This is a genomic window from Streptomyces sp. x-19 (assembly GCF_046549115.1).
GTDB classification, from domain to species: domain Bacteria; phylum Actinomycetota; class Actinomycetes; order Streptomycetales; family Streptomycetaceae; genus Streptomyces; species Streptomyces albulus_C.
The window spans coordinates 496,166-515,534 of record NZ_JAJPWK010000003.1 but is presented as its reverse complement, the minus strand read 5'-3'; the positions used below and the strand labels follow the sequence as shown (position 1 = coordinate 515,534).

Below are 19,369 nucleotides of genomic sequence, written 5' to 3'. Positions count from 1 at the left end.
CCCGGCGGCCGGCCGGGAGTCGGTGCGCGGGCCCGCCGGCGGGGCGGCGTCGGACGGGCCCTAGTGGCCGCCCAGCACCCGGTAGCGCACCTCCGCGGCGTCGACGAGGACCTGGCCCGCGGTGACGGGCCGCAGGGTGAGGGAGGGGAGCCGGACGGCGATCGGGAGGTTGGCGGGGACGACGTCGGCGCCGAGGCACAGCTGCGGGGTGCTGACCTTCAGCCAGGGGATGACGAGGGCGCCCCGCAGGAAGGTGGCGTAGACGTCGACGTCGCGGATGTCGAGTTGCACGTCGAGGACGTGGTCGAAACCGTCCGGTCCGGTGACCCGCAGGCGGTAGTCGTCGGCGACGATCCGCCCGGCGTGCACCCACAGCACCTTGATCCGGCCGCCGCCCGCGGTGGGCAGGTAGGTCGCGCCGTGGACGAGGGCGTCGGTGGCGGTGAGCCGGGTGGCGCCGACGGTCGGGTAATAGGGGCTGACGGGGTAGGCGGCGCGGCCCGGGCCGGGCTGTGCGCCGACGACGACGGGCGGTACCAGGGGCGTGCGGTCGTCGGGGGCGCCGATCGCGCCGGGACGGGCCGTCCGGGTCGGCGGTGCGGGGCGGTCGCCGCCGGAGGGCGGCGGGCCGGTGGGGGCGGGGTCGTCCGCGCCGCCGGTGTCGACGCCGGTCAGGCAGGGCAGCCGGAGCGCGCCGAGGGCGTCGCGCGGGTCCGGGTCGGCCGCGCGGGCCGGTGCGCCGCTGACCAACCCGGCGGCGAGGACGAGCGGCAGCGCCAGGGCGAGGGCGGCGCCGGGCGGCGCCGGTCGGGCGCCCGCGCCCTCAGGCGCTTTTGGGTGCGGGCCCACCGCCCCGGACACCGCCCCGGACACCGCCCCGGACGCCGCGCCGTCCACGCCGTCTGCACCGTCCGCGCCCGCCGCAGGCCCGTCCGGCAGCCATCCGAAGGCCATCGACGAGCCCAACAACCCGAGCCCGCAACCGATCCCGAAGCCGCCCAGGTTGGTGGTGGCGAGCGAGACCAGGGAGGCGATGGCGGTGACGACGGAGACGAACATCCGTTGGGCGGGGGCGAAGACGAAGAACAGCCCGCCGGCGATCAGCACCAGCCCGACCCCGATCGCCGACATCGCGCCGATGCCGACCTTCAGCATCAGCGGGAGCGGCGCCAGCGGCAGGGCGATCAGCTCCAGCCCGCCGGCCACCGCCCACAGCCCGGCCCAGAACGGGCGGCTGCGCCGCCAACGCCGCAGTGCTCGGCGCAGTCCGGGGGCGGGCAGGATCCGGTCGAGCCAACTGCCGGTCTCCTTGGCGAGTTCGGCGAGGAAGCCGAGGACGAAGGTGAGCACGGGGCCTCCTGGCGGCTAGTAGCACTCTTTGCCGGTGCGGCTCAGCTCGATCTCGACCTTGTCGAGGGTGAGCGATCCGCCGTTGGAGGCCCAGGCGGTGCTCTTGACGTCGCGCGCCAGCGCGGTGTCGGCCTGGACGCCGAACAGTCCGCGCGGTCCGCTCACGCCCGACGCCCCGGTGAGTGTGGCGGCGTCCCGGCCCGCCTGCACGCCGGTCACCCGGCCGCCGCTGCTGGTCAGCGCATCGGCGTCGACGACGAGGTGCTCGCCCCGGACGGGCCGGTCGCCGCCGGAGCGGACCAGCAGCGAGACCTCGCCGACCAGCGGCAGTTGCTGCTTCATCGACAGGCACACCCCGCGGGCGGTGCCGGACTCGATGCCGGCCAGCAGCACCGGGTGGCCGCTGCCGTCCGCGCTGCCGAGCGAGGAGGGGAAGCTGGAGATGCCCCGGCCGGTGATCTCGTCGGCGGAGACCTTGAAGTTCTTGCCGGACACCGCGAAGGACGCCGCCATCGCGCCCTGCGCCAGGGCGATGACCACGGCGCCGACGCAGGCCACGCCCGGCACCAGCATCACGGCGGTGCGCTTCCAGTGGGTCCGTCCCTGGGTGCTCAACTCACGTGCTCTCGCAGCCATTTCGGGAACCTCCCGAGGGAGTGAGTCAATGTTACAAGGACTATTGACTTGTTTCACGAGCCGCGTCAACACTGCTGACACGGATTCAGTGACGCGGCGGGAGGGACACCGTGGCAGCAGCCGACACCCCCTTCGACGACCCGACGCAGCGACCCCCGGCGCAGGTCCGGGCGCCCCGCCGGGGCGGCGTCGCCTGGCGCCACTTCGGCGACACCCGGGCCTTCCTGACGTCCCCGCAACTGCTGTTGCTCCAGGTCGCGCACCCCGTGGTCGGCGCCGGCGTCAGCGACCACTCCACGTTCCGCACCGAGCCCTGGCAGCGCCTGCTGCGCACGGTCGGCTCGCTGGGCACGGTGATCTACGGCGGACAGGCCGCGGCCACCGCCGAGGCCCGGCGGCTGATCGAGGTCCACCGGCGGATGAAGGGCACCGACGCGCGGGGCCGCCGCTACCACGCCCTGCACCCCGAGGCGTACCACTGGGTGCACGCCACCCTCGTCCGCGGCCCGGTCGAGGCGCTGCGGCTCTTCGGCCCGGGGCTGACCGCGGCACAGACCGAGGAGTACTACCGCGAGATGCGGGACGTGGGACGGGTCTGGGGTCTCAAGGAGCACCACCTGCCACCCGACTGGCCGGCGTTCTGCGCCTACTACGACCGGATGGTGGCCGAGCGGCTGGAGCTCAACGACGCGGTGCGCGACGTCCTGGCGGAGCTGGCCCGGCCGCAGAAGCCGCCGGTGCGGTGGGTCCCGGCGGTGCTCTGGCGGCCGTGCGCCGCGCTCGCCGCCCGTTACGCCCTGCTGGTCACCGTGGGTGTGCTGCCCCCGGTCCTCCGCGAGCGGTTCCAGCTGCCCTGGACCGCCCGGCACGAGCGCCGGCTGCGCCGGTTCGCCCGGGTGGTGCGCTGCCTGATGGCGCTGGTGCCGCCCCCGCTGCGGATCGCCCCGTCGCTCTTCCTCGCCTACTGGCACACCCACCGGCCCGGCACCGACCCGCGGACCCGACGCCCGCTGGGAGCCACCGTATGATGAGTAACCGTATGAACACGGTACGCACAGTCACGGAGCGCACGGACCCGGAACCCCCGCCGCCCGGAGGGGTGCTGTGGACGCTGGTCGGCGACGTCAGATCGCTGCTGACCCTGCCCGCAGCCCTGACGATGCAGGTCGCGCACCCCGCGGTGGGCGCCGGCGTGGACGACCACTCGGTCTTCCGCACCGACCCCTGGGGACGCGGCGAACGGTCGCTGACCTCGCTCCAGCTGTGGGTGTACGGCGGGCCCGCCGCAGCCGAGGAGGGCCGCCGGCTGCGGAAACTGCACCGGTCCATCCAGGGCACCGACGCCCACGGCCGCAGGTACCACGCGCTCACCCCCGCGTACTACGCCTGGGTGCACGCCACCGGCTACCCCGTCTTCCGGCACGCCCAGCGCTACCTCGGCCGCCCCTTCACCCCCGCGCAGGAACGCCAGCTGTACGCGGAGTGGCTCCAGGTCGGCCGGATCCTGGGCATCCACGACCGGGACATGCCGCAGACCATCGAGGAGTTCTGGCCGTACTACCGCGGTCTGCTCGACACCGAGATCCAGCAGACCGCGGTGGTGCGGGAGTTGACCGCCACCGACCGGCCGCTGCCGGCCCCGGACCGCGGCCCCTGGTGGGTGCGGCTGCCGTTGCGCCTGGTCTGGCCGCTGCTCTTCCCGGGCTTCGCCCGCTTCCGCCGGTTCGTCACCATCGGGCTGATGCCGCCGGACGCCCGGCGGGCCATCGGCCTGCCCTGGACCGACGCCCAGGAGCGTCGGCTGCGCCGCCTGGGCCGGGTGGTGCGCCTGGTGGTGCCCCTGCTGCCGGAGCGGGTGCGGTTCCTGCCGCTCGCCCGCCGCGCCCGCCGGGCTCGACGGGCGAGCGCCCGCTAGCGACGCGGACGGGCGGAGCCGGACGTGCCGGACCCCGCCCGCCGCCATCGGTCAGTGACCGGCGTGCACCTCGTGGGTGGCCTGGATCTGCTTCCACGACTTGGGCTGGGCCACCGGGCCGCGCGCGACGAACGCCCGCGCGCCCGCCGCGGCGGCCGGCCGGGTCGGCTGGTACAGCCAGGTGTCGAAGAACTCGGCCAGCGGCTTCCCGGACTTCTTCTCGGCGAACTTCACGAAGTCCCCGACCGCGGCGTTGCCGTACCGGTGCTCCGTCGGCCACGACTTCAACAGGTCGAAGAAGACCTCGTCACCGACCTTGTTGCGGAGCGCCTGGAGGGCCAGCGCACCCCGGTCGTAGACCGCCGAGTCGAACTGCTTGTCCGGGCCCGGGTCGCCCGGCTTCACCGTCCAGAACGGGTCGTCGGCCGGGTGCTGGGCGTAGGTGTAGTCCGCCAACTGCTGTGCGGTGCCCTCGCCCTCCTTCTCCGACCACAGCCACTGGCTGTACGCGGCGAAGCCCTCGTTGAGCCAGATGTCCTTCCAGTCCTTCAGCGACACGCTGTCGCCGTACCACTGGTGCGCCAACTCGTGCACGACCACCGAGACGTTGGCGCCCTTGTCGAACGCCTTCTTGCCGTAGAACGGGCGGGTCTGGGTCTCCAGCGCGTACCCGGCCGGGACGTTGGGCACGTAACCGCCGACCGAGTTGAACGGGTACGGACCGAAGACGCTCTGGAGCCACTCGGTGACCTCGGTGGTGCGCTCGATGCTCGCCCGCGCCGCCCCCAGGTTCGCGCCCAGGTCCGGGCTGACCGCGTTGATCACCGGCAGGCCGTCGGCGGTGGTGTCGGTGGTGATGTCGAACTTGCCGATCGCCAGCGTGGTCAGGTACGTCGCCTGCGGCTTGTCCGAGCGCCAGTTGAAGCGCGTCCAGCCGAGCTTGGAGGACTTCGAGGTCAGCACGCCGTTGCTGAGCGCCTGGGTGCCGTCCGGCACCGCGACGGAGATGTCGTACGTCGCCTTGTCGGTGGGGTGGTCGTTGCTGGGGAACCACCACACCGCGGACTCGGGCTCCTGCGCGACCACGCCGCCGTCCGGCGTCCGGGCCCAGGCGGTGAAGCCGTCGATCTTCAGCTCGGAGGGCTTGCCCGCGTAGCGGACGACCACGCTGACGTCCTTGCCCTTCTCCAGGGGCGTGGCCGGCGTCACCTCCAGCTCGTGCTTCCCGGACGTGGCGAAGGTGGCCTTCTTGCCGTTGATCCGGATCTCGCTGACCTTCAGGCCGAAGTCCAGGTTGAAGCGGGAGAGGTCCTGCGTGGTCCGGGCGAGCAGGGTCGCCGTGCCCTCCAGCAGGTCCGTCGCCGGCTGGTACTTCAGCCGGAGGTCGTAGTGGGAGACGCGGTACCCGCCGTTGCCGCTCTCGGGGTAGTAGCTGTCGCCCGCACCCGGGGCACCCGGCGTGAAGTCGGCGGCCGACGCCGGGATCGCCAGCATCAGGCTGAGCGCGGCCGCGCCCGGGACCAGGAGTCTGTGACGCACGAGTCCTCCAACTCGTAGGGGAGGTCGATCTCTTACGGAGCTTATGTACGCATCGCAGGCCGCGTCATGTCCATGGCCACATCTGACACATGACCGACATCTCACCGACACGAGCCCCGGACGGGCCCCTTCTGCACGGGAGTTGACCCGCGCTACGGTCCGGCCGTGACGATACGCACGGGAACCCCCCACCCCCCATGGAAGACCCTCGTCCTGACCGCCGTCCTCGCCCTCCTCGCCCTGGTCGCCGTCCCCGGCGCGGCGGGCGCGGCCCCCGCTCCCCGGGAGAGCAAGCCGGTCTACTCCTACGCCCACGCCGTCCGCGAGACGGTCTGGGTGGACACCGGTCTCGACGGCGACGGCGACGGCCGCCCCGACCGGGTCGCGGCCGACATCGTCCGGCCCGCCGAACCCGCCCGGCAGGGCCGCCGGATACCCGTGATCATGGACGCGAGCCCCTACTACTCCTGCTGCGGACGCGGCAACGAAAGCCAGAAGAAGACCTACGACGCCCAGGGCCGCCCGGTCCAGTTCCCGCTCTTCTACGACAACTACTTCGTGCCGCGCGGCTACGCGACCGTCCTCGTCGACCTGGCCGGAACCAATCGCTCGGACGGCTGCATCGACGTCGGCGGGCGCTCGGACGTCCAGTCGGCCAAGGCCGTCGTCGACTGGCTCGGCGGGCGGGCGCGCGGTTACACCGCCCGCAGCGGCGGGAAACCCGTCACCGCCGACTGGTCCAACGGCAACACCGGCATGATCGGCAAGAGTTGGGACGCCACCGTCGCCAACGGGGTCGCCGCCACCGGCGTCCCGGGCCTGAAGACCATCGTCCCGATCGCCGGCATCTCCTCCTGGTACGACTACTACTTCGCCCAGGGCGCCCCCCTCTACGACGGCGGCCCCGACGGACTCGCCAGCGCCGTCGAGAGCCCCGGCGCGCACAAGAACTGCGCCGCGGTGCAGAAGAAGCTCGTCGCCGGCGCCCCGCGCAACGGCGACTGGACCGACCTGTGGACCGAACGGGACTACGTCCGCAACGCCGACAAGGTCCGCGCCAGTGTCTTCCTCGTCCACGGCATGCAGGACCTCAACGTCCGCACCAAGCACTTCGGCCAGTGGTGGGACGCGCTCGCCAAGCACGGCGTCCAACGCAAGATCTGGCTCTCCCAGACCGGCCACGTCGACCCGTTCGACTACCGCCGCGCCGACTGGGTCCGCACCCTCCACCAGTGGTTCGACCACTACCTGATGGGCTACGACAACGGCATCGAGCGCGCCCCGATGGCCGACGTCGAGCGCGCCCCCGACACCTGGCGCACCGACGCACGGTGGCCGGCCCCCGGCACCGCCGCGGTCACCCTGCACCCGCGCACCGGCACCACCGCCGGCGTCGGCGCCCTGGGCACCCGGCCGACCCCGGCCGGCCAGACCGCGTCCTTCACTGACGACCCGCAACTCGGCGAGGCCGACTGGTCCGCCGCCGTCGACCGCGCGACCCCGGCCAAGGCCGGCTTCACCACCGGTCCGCTGACCGCACCGCTCCGGCTCTCCGGCGCCGGCACGGTGACCGTCACCGCCACCCCCAGCACCACCAGCGCGCACCTGACCGCGGTCCTCGTCGACCTCGGCCCGGACACCATCCGCAACTACGGCGGCGACGGCGAGGGCATCGTCACCCGCGGCAACAGCACCTGCTGGGGCGCCGGCACCACCGGTGACACCGGCTGCTTCAAGGAGACCGCCGCCGACACCAGCACGGTCGGCTTCACGGTCTTCAGCCGCGGCTGGGCCGACCTCGGCCACGCGACCGACCCGCAGCACGGCCACCCGCTGACCCCCGGCAAGCCCTACACCCTCACCCTCCAACTCGCCGCCAGCGACCACATCGTGCCGGCCGGGCACCGGCTCGCGCTGATCGTGGCCGGCACCGACGCCCACCTCATCGACCCGCCCGCCTCCCGCCCCACGCTCACCCTGGACCTGGCCCGCACCGCCGCCCGGCTGCCGCTCACCGGCGGCGCCCCGGCCCTCGCCCGGGCCACCGCCGGCACCCCGGCGACCGCCCACCCGACCGGGACCACCCTGACGGGCATCGCCCCGCCGCCGGCCCCGAGCCGGCTGCCGCACGGAGACTGACCGGCCCGGGGGCCGTCCCGCGCCCGCGGGACGGCCCCCACCCACGCTGCCGACACCCGGAGGCACCCTCGTGGCACCCCGCAGCCCGTTCCGCTCCCGCGGCCTCGTCCTCGGTGCGCTGGCCGCCGCCCTCACCGCCGCGTTCGCTCCCGTCCCGTCCGCCCGGACCGCGCCACCGCCCGTGCCGCGAACGGGATTCGAGGTCAGCCACGGCGCCCGCTGGACCAGCGAGCCGGAGGAGACCGCGTTCCTCGCCGCCGTCGCCCGCGCCCCGGGAGCCACGACGCGCGTCCGCGTCGACCGGATCGGCACCACCGTCCAGGGCCGTCCGCTGCGCCTGGTCCGCCTCGGCGCCGCCGCCCCCGCGGGACCCGCCGGTGTCCGACACGGCACCTCCGTGCTGCTGGTCTGCTCGCAGCACGGCGACGAGCCCGCCGGCCGCGAGGCGTGCCTGACCACCGTCCGCGACCTCGCCCTGGCGAAGGATCCGGCCACCCGGCGCTTCCTGGCGCGCACCAGCGTGCTGGTCGTCCCCACCGCGAACCCCGACGGCCGGGCCGCCGACACCCGCGGCAACGCCGACGGCACCGACGTCAACCGCGACCACCTCGCGCTGACCACCCCCGAAGCCCGCGCGATGGCCGCGGTGCTCCGCGAGGACCGCCCCGACACCGTCTACGACCTGCACGAATACACCCCCACGGCGCCCTACTACGTCAAGGACCTGCTCTCGCTGTGGCCGCGCAACCCGAACACCGCGGCCGCCCTCCACCATGCATCGACCGCGCTGTCCGAGGACTTCGTCGGCCCCGCCGTCCGGGCGGCCGGCTTCAGCACCGGCGTCTACGGCATCTGGACCGACCCGGCCACCGGCGCTCCCGTGAAACAGGTCGCCGGCGACGGACAGGAGCGGATCCTGCGCAACACCGTCGGGATCAAGGGGTCCGTCGGGCTCCTCGTGGAGACCCGCGTCGACCCGCTCCCGGGCCGTCCGAGCCGCGCCGCGAACACCGCCGACGGGACCGACCCGGCGCGCACCCACCGCCGCCGGGTGGACTCCCAACTCGCCGGCCTGAAAGGGCTGTTCGCCTTCGTGGACCGGCACCGCGCACGGATCGCGGCGGCCACCGCGGCGGCCCGCACCGCCGGCCTGGCCGACCGCGGCCCGATCTACCTCGGCGGCGCCGACAACGACCCCCCGACCGCGGACCGCATCCTGACCCGCCCGCCGCGCGCCTACCGCCTGGCCCCGGCACCGTTCGCCCGGGTCGCACCGGTCCTGGCGGCGCACGGCGTGCACTGGCGGCGGGACGGCGACGGCGGCGCCACCGTCCCGCTGCGCCAGTCACTGCGCGCGCTGGTCCCGCTGCTGCTGGACGCGCGCGCCGACCATCACGTCGCGGTCGGCACCCCGGTCGACCCCTGAGCCGGCGCGACCTCGGCCCGCACCAGGCGCAGCACCTCGTCCGCGCACCCCCAGGAGACGGTCACCCCCGCACCCCCGTGCCCGTAGTTGTGCACGCACACCGTCCCGTCCGGCAGCCGCTCGGCCGCCAGCCGCACCGCCGGACGGGCCGGCCGTAGCCCCACCCGGTGCGCCAGCACGCGGGCCCGCGCCACCTCGGGGAAGTACCGGGCGCACCGCGCCACGATCGCCGCCGCCACCGCCGGGTCCGGCTCCCGCGACCAGGCCCCCTCCCGCGCCGTGCCGCCCAGCACGAGCCCGAAGGGCTGCGGCAGCACGTAGGCGGTGTCCTCCGCGCCCGCGTCGGCCGCGGTGAACCACTCCGTGACGCCCGGATTCTCCACGATCACCAACTGCCCCTGGACCGGGTGCACCGACGCGTCCGGGACCAACTCCCGGGCCCCGAGCCCGGAGCAGTTCACCACCGCCCGGACGCCGTCGGCCGCCTCCGCCAGGGACGCCACCGCACCCGTCACCACCGCCCCGCCGGCCGCCACCAGCCGCCGTTCCAGATGGCCCAGGTGCACCGGCATGTCCACCAGCGGCGTACGGGCCCGCCACCCCGCGGCACACCCCGCGGGCAACTCCCCGGCGCGGGCCCGCCGCAGCCCGGGCAGTGCGGCATACCAGGCGTCGAGCCCCGCCTCCGGGCCCGCGTCGCCGCCGTCCGCCGCGGGCGCGCTCGCGAACGTGCCCGTCACCAGCCGGGCCCCGGTCTCCGCCGGCCGCCCGGCCAGTTCGCCGAGCACCTCCAACGAGCGCAGCGACCAGCGCACCGCCTCGTCGTATGGCTGGATCCGGTACGGCCAGCACAGGCCGCCGGCCACCGCCGAGGTGGTGTCGCCGGCTGTGTCCCGGGCCACCACCCGCACCCGGTACCCGGCCTCCGCCAGCACGACCGCCGAGGTCAGGCCGATCACCCCGCCGCCGACCACGCATATCTCCGGGGCCGTCGCCCCGCCCGTCGCCACTGATCGCCGTTCCGTCATCTCCGCGCCCTCCTGGGGTCCCGTCGCCTGCTGTCCGTGGTCCCGCCGAGTGCCGGGGCCGTGGTCGGCCCCTCCCTCCTTCCCCGTCCACCCGGCGCCCTGGGTTTCGACGCCTGATCGGCCCGCCGTCCTGCGAACCCATCACGGCCTACCCTCCTCCACCTGTGATCTTGTCCACTTATGATCTTCGCGTAACCCTGCGGAAGCGCTCCGGACAGAACCGGACCGTAGGCTGGAGGGGCCCCCGGTGGACCGGCACCCGCCCCACCGGCCGGGCCCGGCACCGTCGGCCGATGACGCCCCTCGGATCCGCCCGCGACCCCCCGGGGCCGCGCCCCGCATCCCGCTCCGCCATCGCCCGAGGAGACCCATGCCCCGCCACCGGCGCGCCGTCCCCGCCTGGCTCGCCCACCCCTTCCGCTGGCAGCGGCTGCCCGTGCCCTGGGCGGCGGTGGCCCGGGGCGCGCTCTGCGCGGGACCGCTCCTGGCCGCGGGGATCGCCACCGGCCACCCGGCCCCCGGCGTGCTCGTCGCCCTCGGCTCGATGCTGGCGGGCGTCAACGACCGCCCCGGCACCCGGCGCACCGGCGTCGTCCACATCGGCCTGCCCGCGCTGGCCGCGGCCCTCGGCATGCTGACGGGCGCCTCGCTGCGGGCCGCCGGCGCCGGCTGGTGGGTGGTGCCGGCGCTCGCCGCGGTCGGCTTCGTCTCCGGCGCGGGCAGCGTGGCCGGGCCGGTGCGCTCCACCGCCGCCATGCAGATGCTCGCCGCCACGGTCCTCGGCGCGGGCATGCCGCTGCCCGGCGCGCCCTGGGCCAAGGCCCTCGCCGTCCTCGCCGGCTGCCTGTGGCTGCTGCTGCTCCGCCTCGTCCTGCGCACGCCGCGCCCGGCGGGCGGACCGCTGCACGGGGAACGGGCCGCGGTCGCCACCGTCTTCGACGCGCTCGCCGACGCCCTGGAGGCGGTCGGCGGCCCGGGCGCGGAGCCCGCCCGCCGCCGGCTCACCGCGGCCCTGGACCGCGCCGACGAGGCGCTGCGGCTGCGCCGGCTCACCGACCGGTTGCTGCGCCGCCCGCCCCGCCCCGAGGAACTCCTGCTGGCCGAGCGCTTCGCCGCGGCCACCGCGCTCTGCGAGGCCAGCGTCGCGCTGCTGTGGGAGGCACGACCGCTGCCGCCGCGGGTCGCCGCGAGCCCCCGCCGCTTCGCCGCGGCGCTGCGCACCGGCCGACCGCCCGGCCGGCTCGCCGCACCGGAGCACAGCTCCGCCGCCCGCGGCGCCTTCGACCACGCCCTCCTGGACGCCGCCGTCGCCTTCGACCGGGACCGGCCGCTGCCCCGGCCCGCAGCGGGCCCCGACACCCCACCGGAACGCGCCGGCGGCACCCGCGGCGCACTCGGCCCGGCGGGCCGGGACTACGGCCTCCGGGTCGCCCTGTGCATCGGCGCCAGCACCGCGGCGGCGCTGGCGCTGCGCGCCGACCACTGGTACTGGCTGCCGGCCACCGTCACCTTCCTCGTCAAGCCCGACCTGGGGCCGTTGTTCTCCCGCACCGCCAACCGCTTCGCCGGCACCGCCGCCGGGGTGCTGGTCTTCGCGGTGGCCGGGACACTGCTCTCCGGGAGCTGGTGGCCGGCCCTGACGGCCGGTGCGGGCGGGGCGCTGCTGCCGTTCGCCACCCGGCACTTCGCGCTGCAGACCGGGGCGATCACCGTGATGGTGCTCTCGTTCGTGCACGTCGGCGGCGCACCGCAGGCCGCCCCCGAGCGGATCGTGGACACCTCCCTCGCATGCGCGATCGTGCTCGTCGTCGGCCATCTGCCGCGCCTCGCCGATCCGCGCCGCCGGGTCGGCCCGCGGGTCACCGAGGCGCTGCGCAGCACCGAACGCTTCCTGCGCTACGTCCTCGAACCCCGGCCGGCGGCCCCCGCCGACCCCACGGCCGTGGCCGTCCGGCGGCTGGCGCTGCGCCGGGCCGCCTACCGGACGTTGGCGCAGGCCCGGGCCGCAGCGGAGACCGCCGCCGCGGAGTTCCGGCCGTCCAGGGAGCCCGGCCCCGACTGGCTGACCGTGGTCACCGCCGTGGAACGCATCGTCGACGCCGCCACCGCCTGCGCCGTCCGCCTCGACCGCGGCGCCCGGCGCCCGGGCCCGGCGGAGGCCGAGCGCCTCTGCCGGGCGCTCGCCGACACGGCCGACGCGGTGGAGGCGCCCGGCCGCCGCCCGCCGGGCACCCCGCCGCCGGCCCTGCGACCGGTCCCGGACTGTGCGACCCTCACCGACGTCGCCGCCGAACTGGAGCGCCTGCGGGAGTACGCGGCCGTCCGGTGACGCGGGGCGCGCCGGCGCCCGTCACGCGGACGGCGCCGGCACCTGACCGGCACCGCCGGCCGCCCGCCGCCGCATCCCTTCCGCCGCACCGCCGACCAGCAGTGCCACGGCCACCAGCAGCGCGCTCACCCACAGCGGCGCGCGGTAGCCGAAGCCCGCGGCGAGCGCGAGACCGCCCCACCAAGGGCCGACCGCGGCGCCCACGTTGAGCGCGGCGGTCGCGAACCCGCCGCCCAGCGTGGGCGCTTCGACCGCCGCGTAGAGCACCTGCGCGATCAGCGTGGAGCCGACCGCGAACGACAGGGTCCCCTGGACGAGCACCCACCCGACGGTGGCCACCGCGTTCGAGGCCGTCAGCGCGAACGCCGCCCAGCCGACGAGCAGCGCCGCGCCCCCGACGGCCAGCACCGCCCGGGGCCGCCGGTCGGCCAGCCGCCCGCCCGCCGTGACACCGGCGAACGACCCGATCCCGAACAGCGCCAACACCACCGGCACCCCGGCAGCGCCGAACCCGGTGACGCCCGTGACCAGCGGTGCCAGATAGGTGAAGGTGCAGAACGTGGCGCCGTTGACCAGCGCTGCCAGCAGCAACGCCACCCACAGCCGCGGCCGTTGCAGCGCCCGCACCTCGGCCCGGACCCCGGGAGTTCCGGGCGTCCCGCCGGCCGCGCCGTCGCCCGTCGGCCCGGCCGGCACCGACCGCACGAGGGTGAGGACGGCCGGCACCGACACCGCGGCCACCGCCCAGAACGCCGAGCGCCAACCCCACTCCTGCCCCAGCACGGCGCCGGCCGGCACGCCCGCGATGCAGGCCAGCGTCGTGCCGCCCAACAGCACGGAGGTGGCCCGGCCCTTGGCGTCGGGCGCGACCATCGCGGCGGCCGTCGCCAGCGCCACGGCCAGGAACCCGGCATTGGCCAGCGCCGCCACCACCCGGGTGGCCAGCAGCACCGCGAAGCTCGTGGTGACCGCGCCCACGACGTGGACCAGCAGGAAGGCGACCAGGAAGACCAGCAGGGCGCGCCGCCGCGGCCAGCGCCGGCTCAACAGCGCCATCAGGGGCGCCCCGACGATCATCCCGGCCGCGAACGCCGAGGTCAGCGCCCCCGCGGCCGGAACGGACACCTGGAAATCGGCGGCGATGTCCGGGATCAGCCCGGACAGCATGAATTCGGACGTGCCCTGCGCGAACACCGCGAGCGCAAGCACGTAGAGGGCGAAGGGCATCAGAAATCTCCGCAACCACACCGTGGACCGGCACGGCCGAGGAACACCGTCGGCGGGACCGACGGCGCCCGGCGGGACCGGTCGAGGAAGCGGCAGCCCCGGCTACCGCATGGACAAGACCTGCCTCAACGGGCGGTCCGGTGGCGGGAGGAGACCTCGACGTGACGGCGCGGGAACGCGCAGCGGCGCGACGGCGGCCCGAGGGCGGCGTCGCGGCCGGGGAACGGCAGTGCGAGGAGCCACCGGGCGGCGCCCGGTGGCTAGCGTCTTGAGGACTCGGGGCTGGTCACGCTCCGCAGGCTAACCGCGCCCGGCCGGCCCCGTCCACGGATTAATCGCGCCGCGGCGACCACCGGCCCGGCGCGCGAGCGCCCCGCCCGGTTCGGTCCGGGCGGGGCGCTCACCGCGGTGGGTCGGGGCGGGCGGCGGCGCCCTCCGCCCCGACCCACCGTCAGTCCGTTGCGCTCAACGGCCGTCCTTGCCGCCCAACAGCCCGGCCCGCCGCAGCGCGTCCGCCATCGCGTCGTTGACCGGCCCGGCCTCCCGGCCCCCGCCGCGCCGCTCGCCGCCCCGCTGGCCGCCGCCCTGCCGCGGCCGCGGCGCACCGCCCCGGCCGCCCTCGCGCGGGCCCCGACCGCCGCCACCGCCGCCACCGCCGCCGCGCCGCTCGCCGCCACCGGCCGGCGCGGCCTTGCCCGGCTCGTCGTCCAGCCGCAGGGTCAGCGAGATCCGCTTGCGCGGGATGTCGACGTCGAGCACCTTGACCCGGACGATGTCACCCGGCTTCACCACGTCCCGCGGGTCCTTGACGAAGGTCTTCGACATCGCCGAGACGTGCACCAGGCCGTCCTGGTGGACGCCCACGTCCACGAACGCCCCGAAGGCGGCGACGTTGGTCACCACGCCCTCCAGGAGCATCCCCGGCGCCAGGTCGCCGATCTTCTCCACGCCGTCCTTGAAGGTCGCGGTCTTGAACTCCGGCCGCGGGTCACGGCCCGGCTTCTCCAGCTCCTGGAGGATGTCGGAGACCGTCGGCAGGCCGAAGGAGTCGTCGACGAAGTCCGCCGGGCGCAGGGCGCGCAGCACGGTGGTGTTGCCGATCAGCGACCCGACCTCGCTCTGCGCCGCCTGCACGATCCGGCGCACCACCGGGTACGCCTCCGGGTGCACGCTGGAGGCGTCCAGCGGGTCGTCGCCGCCCCGGATCCGCAGGAAGCCCGCGCACTGCTCGTACGCCTTGGGGCCCAGTCGCGGCACGTCCTTGAGGGCCTTGCGGGAGCGGAACGGGCCGTTGCCGTCACGGTGGTTCACGATGTTCTCGGCCAGGCCCGAGCTGATGCCGGAGACCCGGGCCAGCAGCGGCGCGGAGGCGGTGTTGACGTCCACGCCGACGCCGTTCACGCAGTCCTCGACCACCGCGTCGAGCGAGCGCGACAGCTTGGCCTCGGACAGGTCGTGCTGGTACTGGCCGACCCCGATCGACTTGGGGTCGATCTTGACGAGTTCGGCCAGCGGGTCCTGCAGGCGCCGCGCGATGGAGACCGCGCCGCGCAGCGACACGTCCAGGTCGGGCAGCTCCTGCGAGGCGAACGCGGAGGCGGAGTACACCGAGGCGCCGGCCTCGGACACCATGACCTTCGTCAGCTTCAACTCCGGCTGCGCGGCGATCAGTTCGGTGGCCAGCTTGTCGGTTTCGCGGGAGGCGGTGCCGTTGCCGATCGCGATCAGCTCGACGTCGTGCTCCCGGGCCAGCCGCGCCAGGGTGGCCAGCGCCGCGTCCCACTTCTGCTGCGGCACGTGCGGGTAGATCGTCTCGGTCGCCGCCACCTTGCCGGTCGCCTCGATCACGGCCACCTTCACGCCGGTGCGGAAACCGGGGTCCAGGCCCATCGTCGCGCGCGTCCCGGCGGGCGCCGCCAGCAGCAGGTCCCGCAGGTTCGCGGCGAACACCCGGACCGCCTCGTCCTCGGCGGCCTGCCGCAGTCGCAGCCGCAGGTCGATTCCCAGGTGCACCTGCACACGGGTGCGCCAGGCCCAGCGGACCGTGTCCTTGAGCCACGTGTCGGCCGGCCGGCCGCGGTCGACGATCCCGAAGCGGTGCGCGATGGACCGCTCGTAGGCGCTGGGGCCCTCACCGGCCTCGGCCGGGTCCTCGGGCTCCAGGGTGAGGTCGAGGACGTCCTCCTTCTCGCCGCGCAGCATCGCCAGCACCCGGTGGGAGGGCAGCTCGGTGAACGGCTCGGCGAACGCGAAGTAGTCGGCGAACTTGGCGCCCTCCTCCTCCTCCTTGCCCGCGCGCACCTTCGCCGCGACCCGGCCGCGTGACCACATCCGCTCGCGCAACTCGCCGATCAGGTCCGCGTCCTCGCTGAACCGCTCGGTGAGGATCGCCCGCGCGCCCTCCAGGGCCGCCGCGGGGTCGGCGACGCCCTTGTCCGCGGACACGAAGGCGGCGGCGGCCGCGGCCGGTTCGACGGACGGGTCCGTCAGCAGCCCGTCGGCCAGCGGTTCCAGCCCCGCCTCCCGCGCGATCTGTGCCTTGGTGCGCCGCTTCGGCTTGAACGGCAGGTAGATGTCCTCCAGCCGGGCCTTGGACTCGGCCCCGCGGATCTGCGCCTCCAGCGCGGCGTCCAGCTTGCCCTGCGACCGCACGGACTCCAGGACGGCGGTCCGCCGCTCCTCCAGCTCCCGCAGGTAGCGCAGCCGCTCCTCCAAGGAGCGCAGCTGGGCGTCGTCCAGCGTCTCGGTCGCTTCCTTGCGGTAGCGCGCGATGAACGGGACGGTCGAGCCGCCGTCGAGCAGTTCGACCGCGGCCTTCACCTGCCGCTCCTTGACGCCGAGCTCGTCGGCGATGCGCGCTTCGATGGACCCGAGGGTCCCGATGGGCCCAGTGGCTGCCGTCACGTTGATCCTGCCCGCCTTCCAGCGACTTTCCTGAGCCTGCATTGTGCCGCCCCGTGGTCCGCACTGTCGCACCGCCCGGCCGGGAACGCCGGGGTGTGAGAAGACGCACCCACCGCCGGCGCCCCCGTTCCGGGCGAGCGGCTAGTCCCTGGCGAACAGCGTCTGGGGGAACGCCCCGGATTCCATCAGGCGCGCGGTGAAGCCGGCCGCGAGTTCGGTCAACCGGGCCACGCCCGCCGCCCCCAGGTGCTCGTACGGCGCCCGGTCGAGCCGGTCCGTGGTCCGCTCCAGTTCCTTGCGCAGCGCCGTGCCGGCCTCGGTGAGTTCGTCGGCGTCGACCAGCAGTCCGCGTCCGCGCAGCCGCTCCTGTGCGGCCGTCAGCTCCTCGGGTGTCCAGCCGCGGGTTGCCAGGATGCCGCGGTAGCTCATGCCGTGCCCGCTGGCGGCGTGTGAGACCAGGGCCTCCGTCGGGTCCAGCTCGGCGTCGAGCAGCGCCACCAGGTGGCCGTCGCCGCGGTGTTCGCGCAGCAGCGACGCGGCGTGCCAGTAGGCGAGGTGCGGGGTCTCGGGTACCGGGAGGTCGGCGTGGGCGGAGTACAACGGCCGGGCGTGCCGGGTGCAGCCCTCGGCGGCGGTCAGCGCGAGCTTCGCCGCCTCCGCCATCTCCGGGGAGTCCACCGCGTCGCCGAGGAGCCGGCGCAGGGCGGCGTCCACCGCCCGCAGCCTGGCGTCCAGCACGGCCTGCGGCGTGGTGACCGTCCAGACCTGGGGCACGTGCTGGGCGATCAGTTCGTGCTTGAAGGAGTAGAAGGTCGCGGCGATCGTTCCGGCGCCCACCGCGCCGAGCGGCGCGCTCCGGACGGCGAAGTACCCGGCGCGGCCCTCGACTCCCAACTCGGAGAGTTCCGCGGTGAGTTCCGGGGCGAAGTAGTGCGCCGAGTGGAAGGGGTTGAGGGCGTTCTGGCAGTGCCGGCCGGCCCGTTCGGGCAGTGCGCTGGAAGTCGTCATGCGAGCAGGTTACCGACCCGTCGGTATGGCGCCACCCTCGCGGGCGCCCCGAGTGCACCCCGCTCCCCGCATGGCAGGAAAGGTGGGAAACCCGTCATTGCCGCCATCGTGCCGCGCCACCAGGATGGAGGGCATGGAACAGCGCGACGTGCTGGTCGTCCTCTTCGACGGCGTGCAGAGCCTCGACGTGAGCGGCCCGGTCGAGGTCTTCAGCGGAGCCTGCCGCGGCGTCCCCGGCGCCTACCGCATCCGCACCGCCGGCCTGACCGGCGCCCCGGTCCGCACCACCAGCGGCCTGACCCTCGTCCCGGACCTCGCCCTCGACGCCGCCGAGCCCCCGCACACCCTCCTGCTCCCGGGCGGCGAGGCCACCGACCTGCCCGACCCGCGGCTGGTGGACTGGCTGCGCACGCACGCCCCCCGCGCCCAGCGGAAGGTCTCGGTCTGCAGCGGCGCCTTCCTGCTGGCCGCGGCCGGACTGCTGGACGGACGTCGGGCCACCACCCACTGGAGCCTGTGCGCCGACCTCGCCGCCCGCCATCCCGCGGTCCGCGTCGACCCCGAACCGATCTACGTGCGCGACGGCGACGTGGCGACCTCCGCCGGCGTCACCGCCGGCATCGACCTGGCGCTGGCCCTGGTCGAGGAGGACCTCGGCCGCGACCTGGCCCTGTCCATCGCCCGCCACCTGGTCGTCTTCCTGCGCCGACCGGGCAACCAGACGCAGTTCAGCGCCCAGCTCGCCGCGCAGACCGCGGAACGCCGGCCGCTGCGCGACGTCCAACAGTGGATCACCGAACACCCGGCGGCGGACCTCTGCGTCGAGGCGCTGGCCGACCGCGCCGGACTCTCCCCGCGGCACTTCGCCCGCGCCTTCCGCGACGAGACCGGGATGACGCCCGGCCGCTACGTCGACCGGGTCCGCCTGGAGGCGGCCCGCCGGCGCCTGGAGGACACCGCCGACGGCGTCGAGCAGATCTCCCGGCAGTGCGGCTACGGCACCACCGAGGCGATGCGCCGCGCCTTCGTCCGGGTCCTCGACACCTCCCCGGCCGAGTACCGCCGCCGCTTCCGGCCGGCCCGGCTGCCCTGACCGGCCCCGGACCCGCCACCACCGACCACTCTGACCGCCCCGACCGCCCCGACCATCACGGCACACCGCACCACCGAACCAGGAACGAGGTCCCCGTGCAGATCGCCATCCTCCTCTACGACCGCTTCACCGCCCTCGACGCCATCGGCCCCTACGAGACCCTCGGGCTCGTCCCGGACGCCGAAGTGGTGTTCGTCGCGGAACACCCCGGCGTCCACCGCAGCGACAAGGGCTCCCTCAACCTGGTCGCGGAGGCCGCCCTCGGCGACGTCACCGCGCCGGACGTGCTCGTCGTCCCCGGCGGCCCCGGGCAGGCCGCGCTCATGGCGGACGGTCCGCTGCACGACTGGATCCGGGCCGTGGACGCCGGCACCACCTGGACCACCTCGGTCTGCACCGGCTCACTGCTCCTCGCCGCCGCCGGCCTCCTGCGGGGCCGCCGGGCCACCTCCCACTGGCTCGCGCTGGACCTGCTCCCCACCTACGGCGCCGAACCCACGGGGGAGCGGGTGGTCTTCGACGGCAAGTACGTCACCGCCGCCGGCGTCTCCTCCGGCATCGACATGGGGCTCACCCTGGCCGGCCGGATCGCCGGCGACTTCGTCGCCCAGACGATCCAGCTCGGCATCGAGTACGACCCGCAGCCGCCCTACGACGCGGGCGCCCCGGAGAAGGCACCGGCCGACGTCGTCGCCGCCCTGCGGGAGCACGGCGACGTCATCCTGGCCGGGAAGCGGTGGCGGGACGCCGGCACCGCAGTGAACTGACGGAGCGT

General features: G+C 75.3%; 14 protein-coding genes. 7 read left to right on the top strand and 7 right to left on the bottom strand.

Translation table 11 applies throughout. The features are described from left to right. Positions 1 to 60: 60 nt before the first annotated feature. Positions 61 to 1,350, bottom strand: coding sequence for a DUF6114 domain-containing protein (locus tag ACLJT4_RS10940; RefSeq protein WP_411122089.1), 1,290 nt, complete (start codon positions 1,348 to 1,350; stop codon positions 61 to 63). A gap of 15 nt (positions 1,351 to 1,365) precedes the next feature. Then, positions 1,366 to 1,986, bottom strand: coding sequence for a DUF6230 family protein (locus ACLJT4_RS10935; RefSeq protein WP_331246441.1), 621 nt, complete (start codon positions 1,984 to 1,986; stop codon positions 1,366 to 1,368). Positions 1,987 to 2,096: 110 nt separating this feature from the next. Between ACLJT4_RS10935 and ACLJT4_RS10930 the strand changes: the two genes are divergently transcribed. Then, positions 2,097 to 3,014, top strand: a complete 918-nt coding sequence (locus ACLJT4_RS10930) for an oxygenase MpaB family protein (RefSeq protein WP_411122088.1) — start codon at positions 2,097 to 2,099, stop codon at positions 3,012 to 3,014. Between the two features lie 11 nt (positions 3,015 to 3,025). Beyond that, positions 3,026 to 3,901 (top strand): oxygenase MpaB family protein, encoded by an 876-nt coding sequence (locus ACLJT4_RS10925; RefSeq protein WP_411122087.1) that lies wholly within the window; start codon positions 3,026 to 3,028, stop codon positions 3,899 to 3,901. Between the two features lie 51 nt (positions 3,902 to 3,952). Here ACLJT4_RS10925 and ACLJT4_RS10920 read toward each other — a convergent pair whose 3' ends face one another. Further along, positions 3,953 to 5,395 carry a M1 family metallopeptidase gene (locus ACLJT4_RS10920; RefSeq protein ID WP_411122357.1) on the bottom strand — a complete coding sequence of 481 codons (1,443 nt, stop codon included), beginning with the start codon at positions 5,393 to 5,395 and terminating at the stop codon, positions 3,953 to 3,955. A 210-nt stretch (positions 5,396 to 5,605) separates the two neighbouring features. On the opposite strand from ACLJT4_RS10920, the gene ACLJT4_RS10915 reads away from it, so the two are divergent. Both ACLJT4_RS10915 and ACLJT4_RS10910 read left to right on the top strand, forming a co-directional pair. Beyond that, entirely contained in the window at positions 5,606 to 7,579 is a 1,974-nt protein-coding gene (locus ACLJT4_RS10915) for a Xaa-Pro dipeptidyl-peptidase (RefSeq protein WP_411122086.1), read from the top strand. A 70-nt stretch (positions 7,580 to 7,649) separates the two neighbouring features. Further along, positions 7,650 to 9,005, top strand: coding sequence for a M14 family metallocarboxypeptidase (locus ACLJT4_RS10910; RefSeq protein WP_411122085.1), 1,356 nt, complete (start codon positions 7,650 to 7,652; stop codon positions 9,003 to 9,005). On the opposite strand, the gene ACLJT4_RS10905 is transcribed toward ACLJT4_RS10910, so the two are convergent. Then, positions 8,972 to 10,033 (bottom strand): FAD-dependent oxidoreductase, encoded by a 1,062-nt coding sequence (locus ACLJT4_RS10905; RefSeq protein WP_411122084.1) that lies wholly within the window; start codon positions 10,031 to 10,033, stop codon positions 8,972 to 8,974. The genes ACLJT4_RS10910 and ACLJT4_RS10905 overlap by 34 nt on opposite strands. Positions 10,034 to 10,403: 370 nt before the next feature. On the opposite strand from ACLJT4_RS10905, the gene ACLJT4_RS10900 reads away from it, so the two are divergent. Then, positions 10,404 to 12,362: an FUSC family protein gene (locus ACLJT4_RS10900; protein WP_411122083.1), complete on the top strand. Its 1,959-nt coding sequence runs from the start codon at positions 10,404 to 10,406 to the stop codon at positions 12,360 to 12,362. A 21-nt stretch (positions 12,363 to 12,383) separates the two neighbouring features. Here the strand turns inward: ACLJT4_RS10900 and ACLJT4_RS10895 are convergent, their stop codons facing one another. The 3 genes from ACLJT4_RS10895 to ACLJT4_RS10885 all read right to left on the bottom strand — a co-directional run bounded on the left by ACLJT4_RS10895 (position 12,384) and on the right by ACLJT4_RS10885 (position 17,501). Further along, positions 12,384 to 13,589 (bottom strand): Cmx/CmrA family chloramphenicol efflux MFS transporter, encoded by a 1,206-nt coding sequence (locus tag ACLJT4_RS10895; RefSeq protein WP_411122082.1) that lies wholly within the window; start codon positions 13,587 to 13,589, stop codon positions 12,384 to 12,386. 465 nt (positions 13,590 to 14,054) lie between these two features. Beyond that, a complete protein-coding gene (locus ACLJT4_RS10890) occupies positions 14,055 to 16,493 on the bottom strand; it encodes a Tex family protein (RefSeq protein ID WP_411122081.1) in 2,439 nt (812 codons plus the stop codon). A gap of 141 nt (positions 16,494 to 16,634) precedes the next feature. After that, positions 16,635 to 17,501: an SCO6745 family protein gene (locus ACLJT4_RS10885; protein ID WP_411122080.1), complete on the bottom strand. Its 867-nt coding sequence runs from the start codon at positions 17,499 to 17,501 to the stop codon at positions 16,635 to 16,637. 133 nt (positions 17,502 to 17,634) lie between these two features. On the opposite strand from ACLJT4_RS10885, the gene ACLJT4_RS10880 reads away from it, so the two are divergent. Beyond that, positions 17,635 to 18,594 (top strand): GlxA family transcriptional regulator, encoded by a 960-nt coding sequence (locus tag ACLJT4_RS10880; protein WP_411122079.1) that lies wholly within the window; start codon positions 17,635 to 17,637, stop codon positions 18,592 to 18,594. A gap of 95 nt (positions 18,595 to 18,689) precedes the next feature. Next, a complete protein-coding gene (locus ACLJT4_RS10875) occupies positions 18,690 to 19,361 on the top strand; it encodes a DJ-1/PfpI family protein (protein ID WP_411122078.1) in 672 nt (223 codons plus the stop codon). Positions 19,362 to 19,369 lie beyond the last annotated feature (8 nt).

Excerpts from the sequence above, each read along its gene's own strand:
- ACLJT4_RS10935 (WP_331246441.1), bottom strand. The coding sequence starts at position 1,986 with ATGGCTGCGAGAGCACGTGAGTTGAGCACCCAGGGACGGACCCACTGG.
- ACLJT4_RS10925 (WP_411122087.1), top strand. The coding sequence starts at position 3,026 with ATGAACACGGTACGCACAGTCACGGAGCGCACGGACCCGGAACCCCCG.
- ACLJT4_RS10920 (WP_411122357.1), bottom strand. The coding sequence starts at position 5,395 with ATGCTGGCGATCCCGGCGTCGGCCGCCGACTTCACGCCGGGTGCCCCG.
- ACLJT4_RS10905 (WP_411122084.1), bottom strand. The coding sequence starts at position 10,033 with ATGACGGAACGGCGATCAGTGGCGACGGGCGGGGCGACGGCCCCGGAG.
- ACLJT4_RS10900 (WP_411122083.1), top strand. The coding sequence starts at position 10,404 with ATGCCCCGCCACCGGCGCGCCGTCCCCGCCTGGCTCGCCCACCCCTTC.
- ACLJT4_RS10895 (WP_411122082.1), bottom strand. The coding sequence starts at position 13,589 with ATGCCCTTCGCCCTCTACGTGCTTGCGCTCGCGGTGTTCGCGCAGGGC.
- ACLJT4_RS10885 (WP_411122080.1), bottom strand. The coding sequence starts at position 17,501 with ATGACGACTTCCAGCGCACTGCCCGAACGGGCCGGCCGGCACTGCCAG.
- ACLJT4_RS10880 (WP_411122079.1), top strand. The coding sequence starts at position 17,635 with ATGGAACAGCGCGACGTGCTGGTCGTCCTCTTCGACGGCGTGCAGAGC.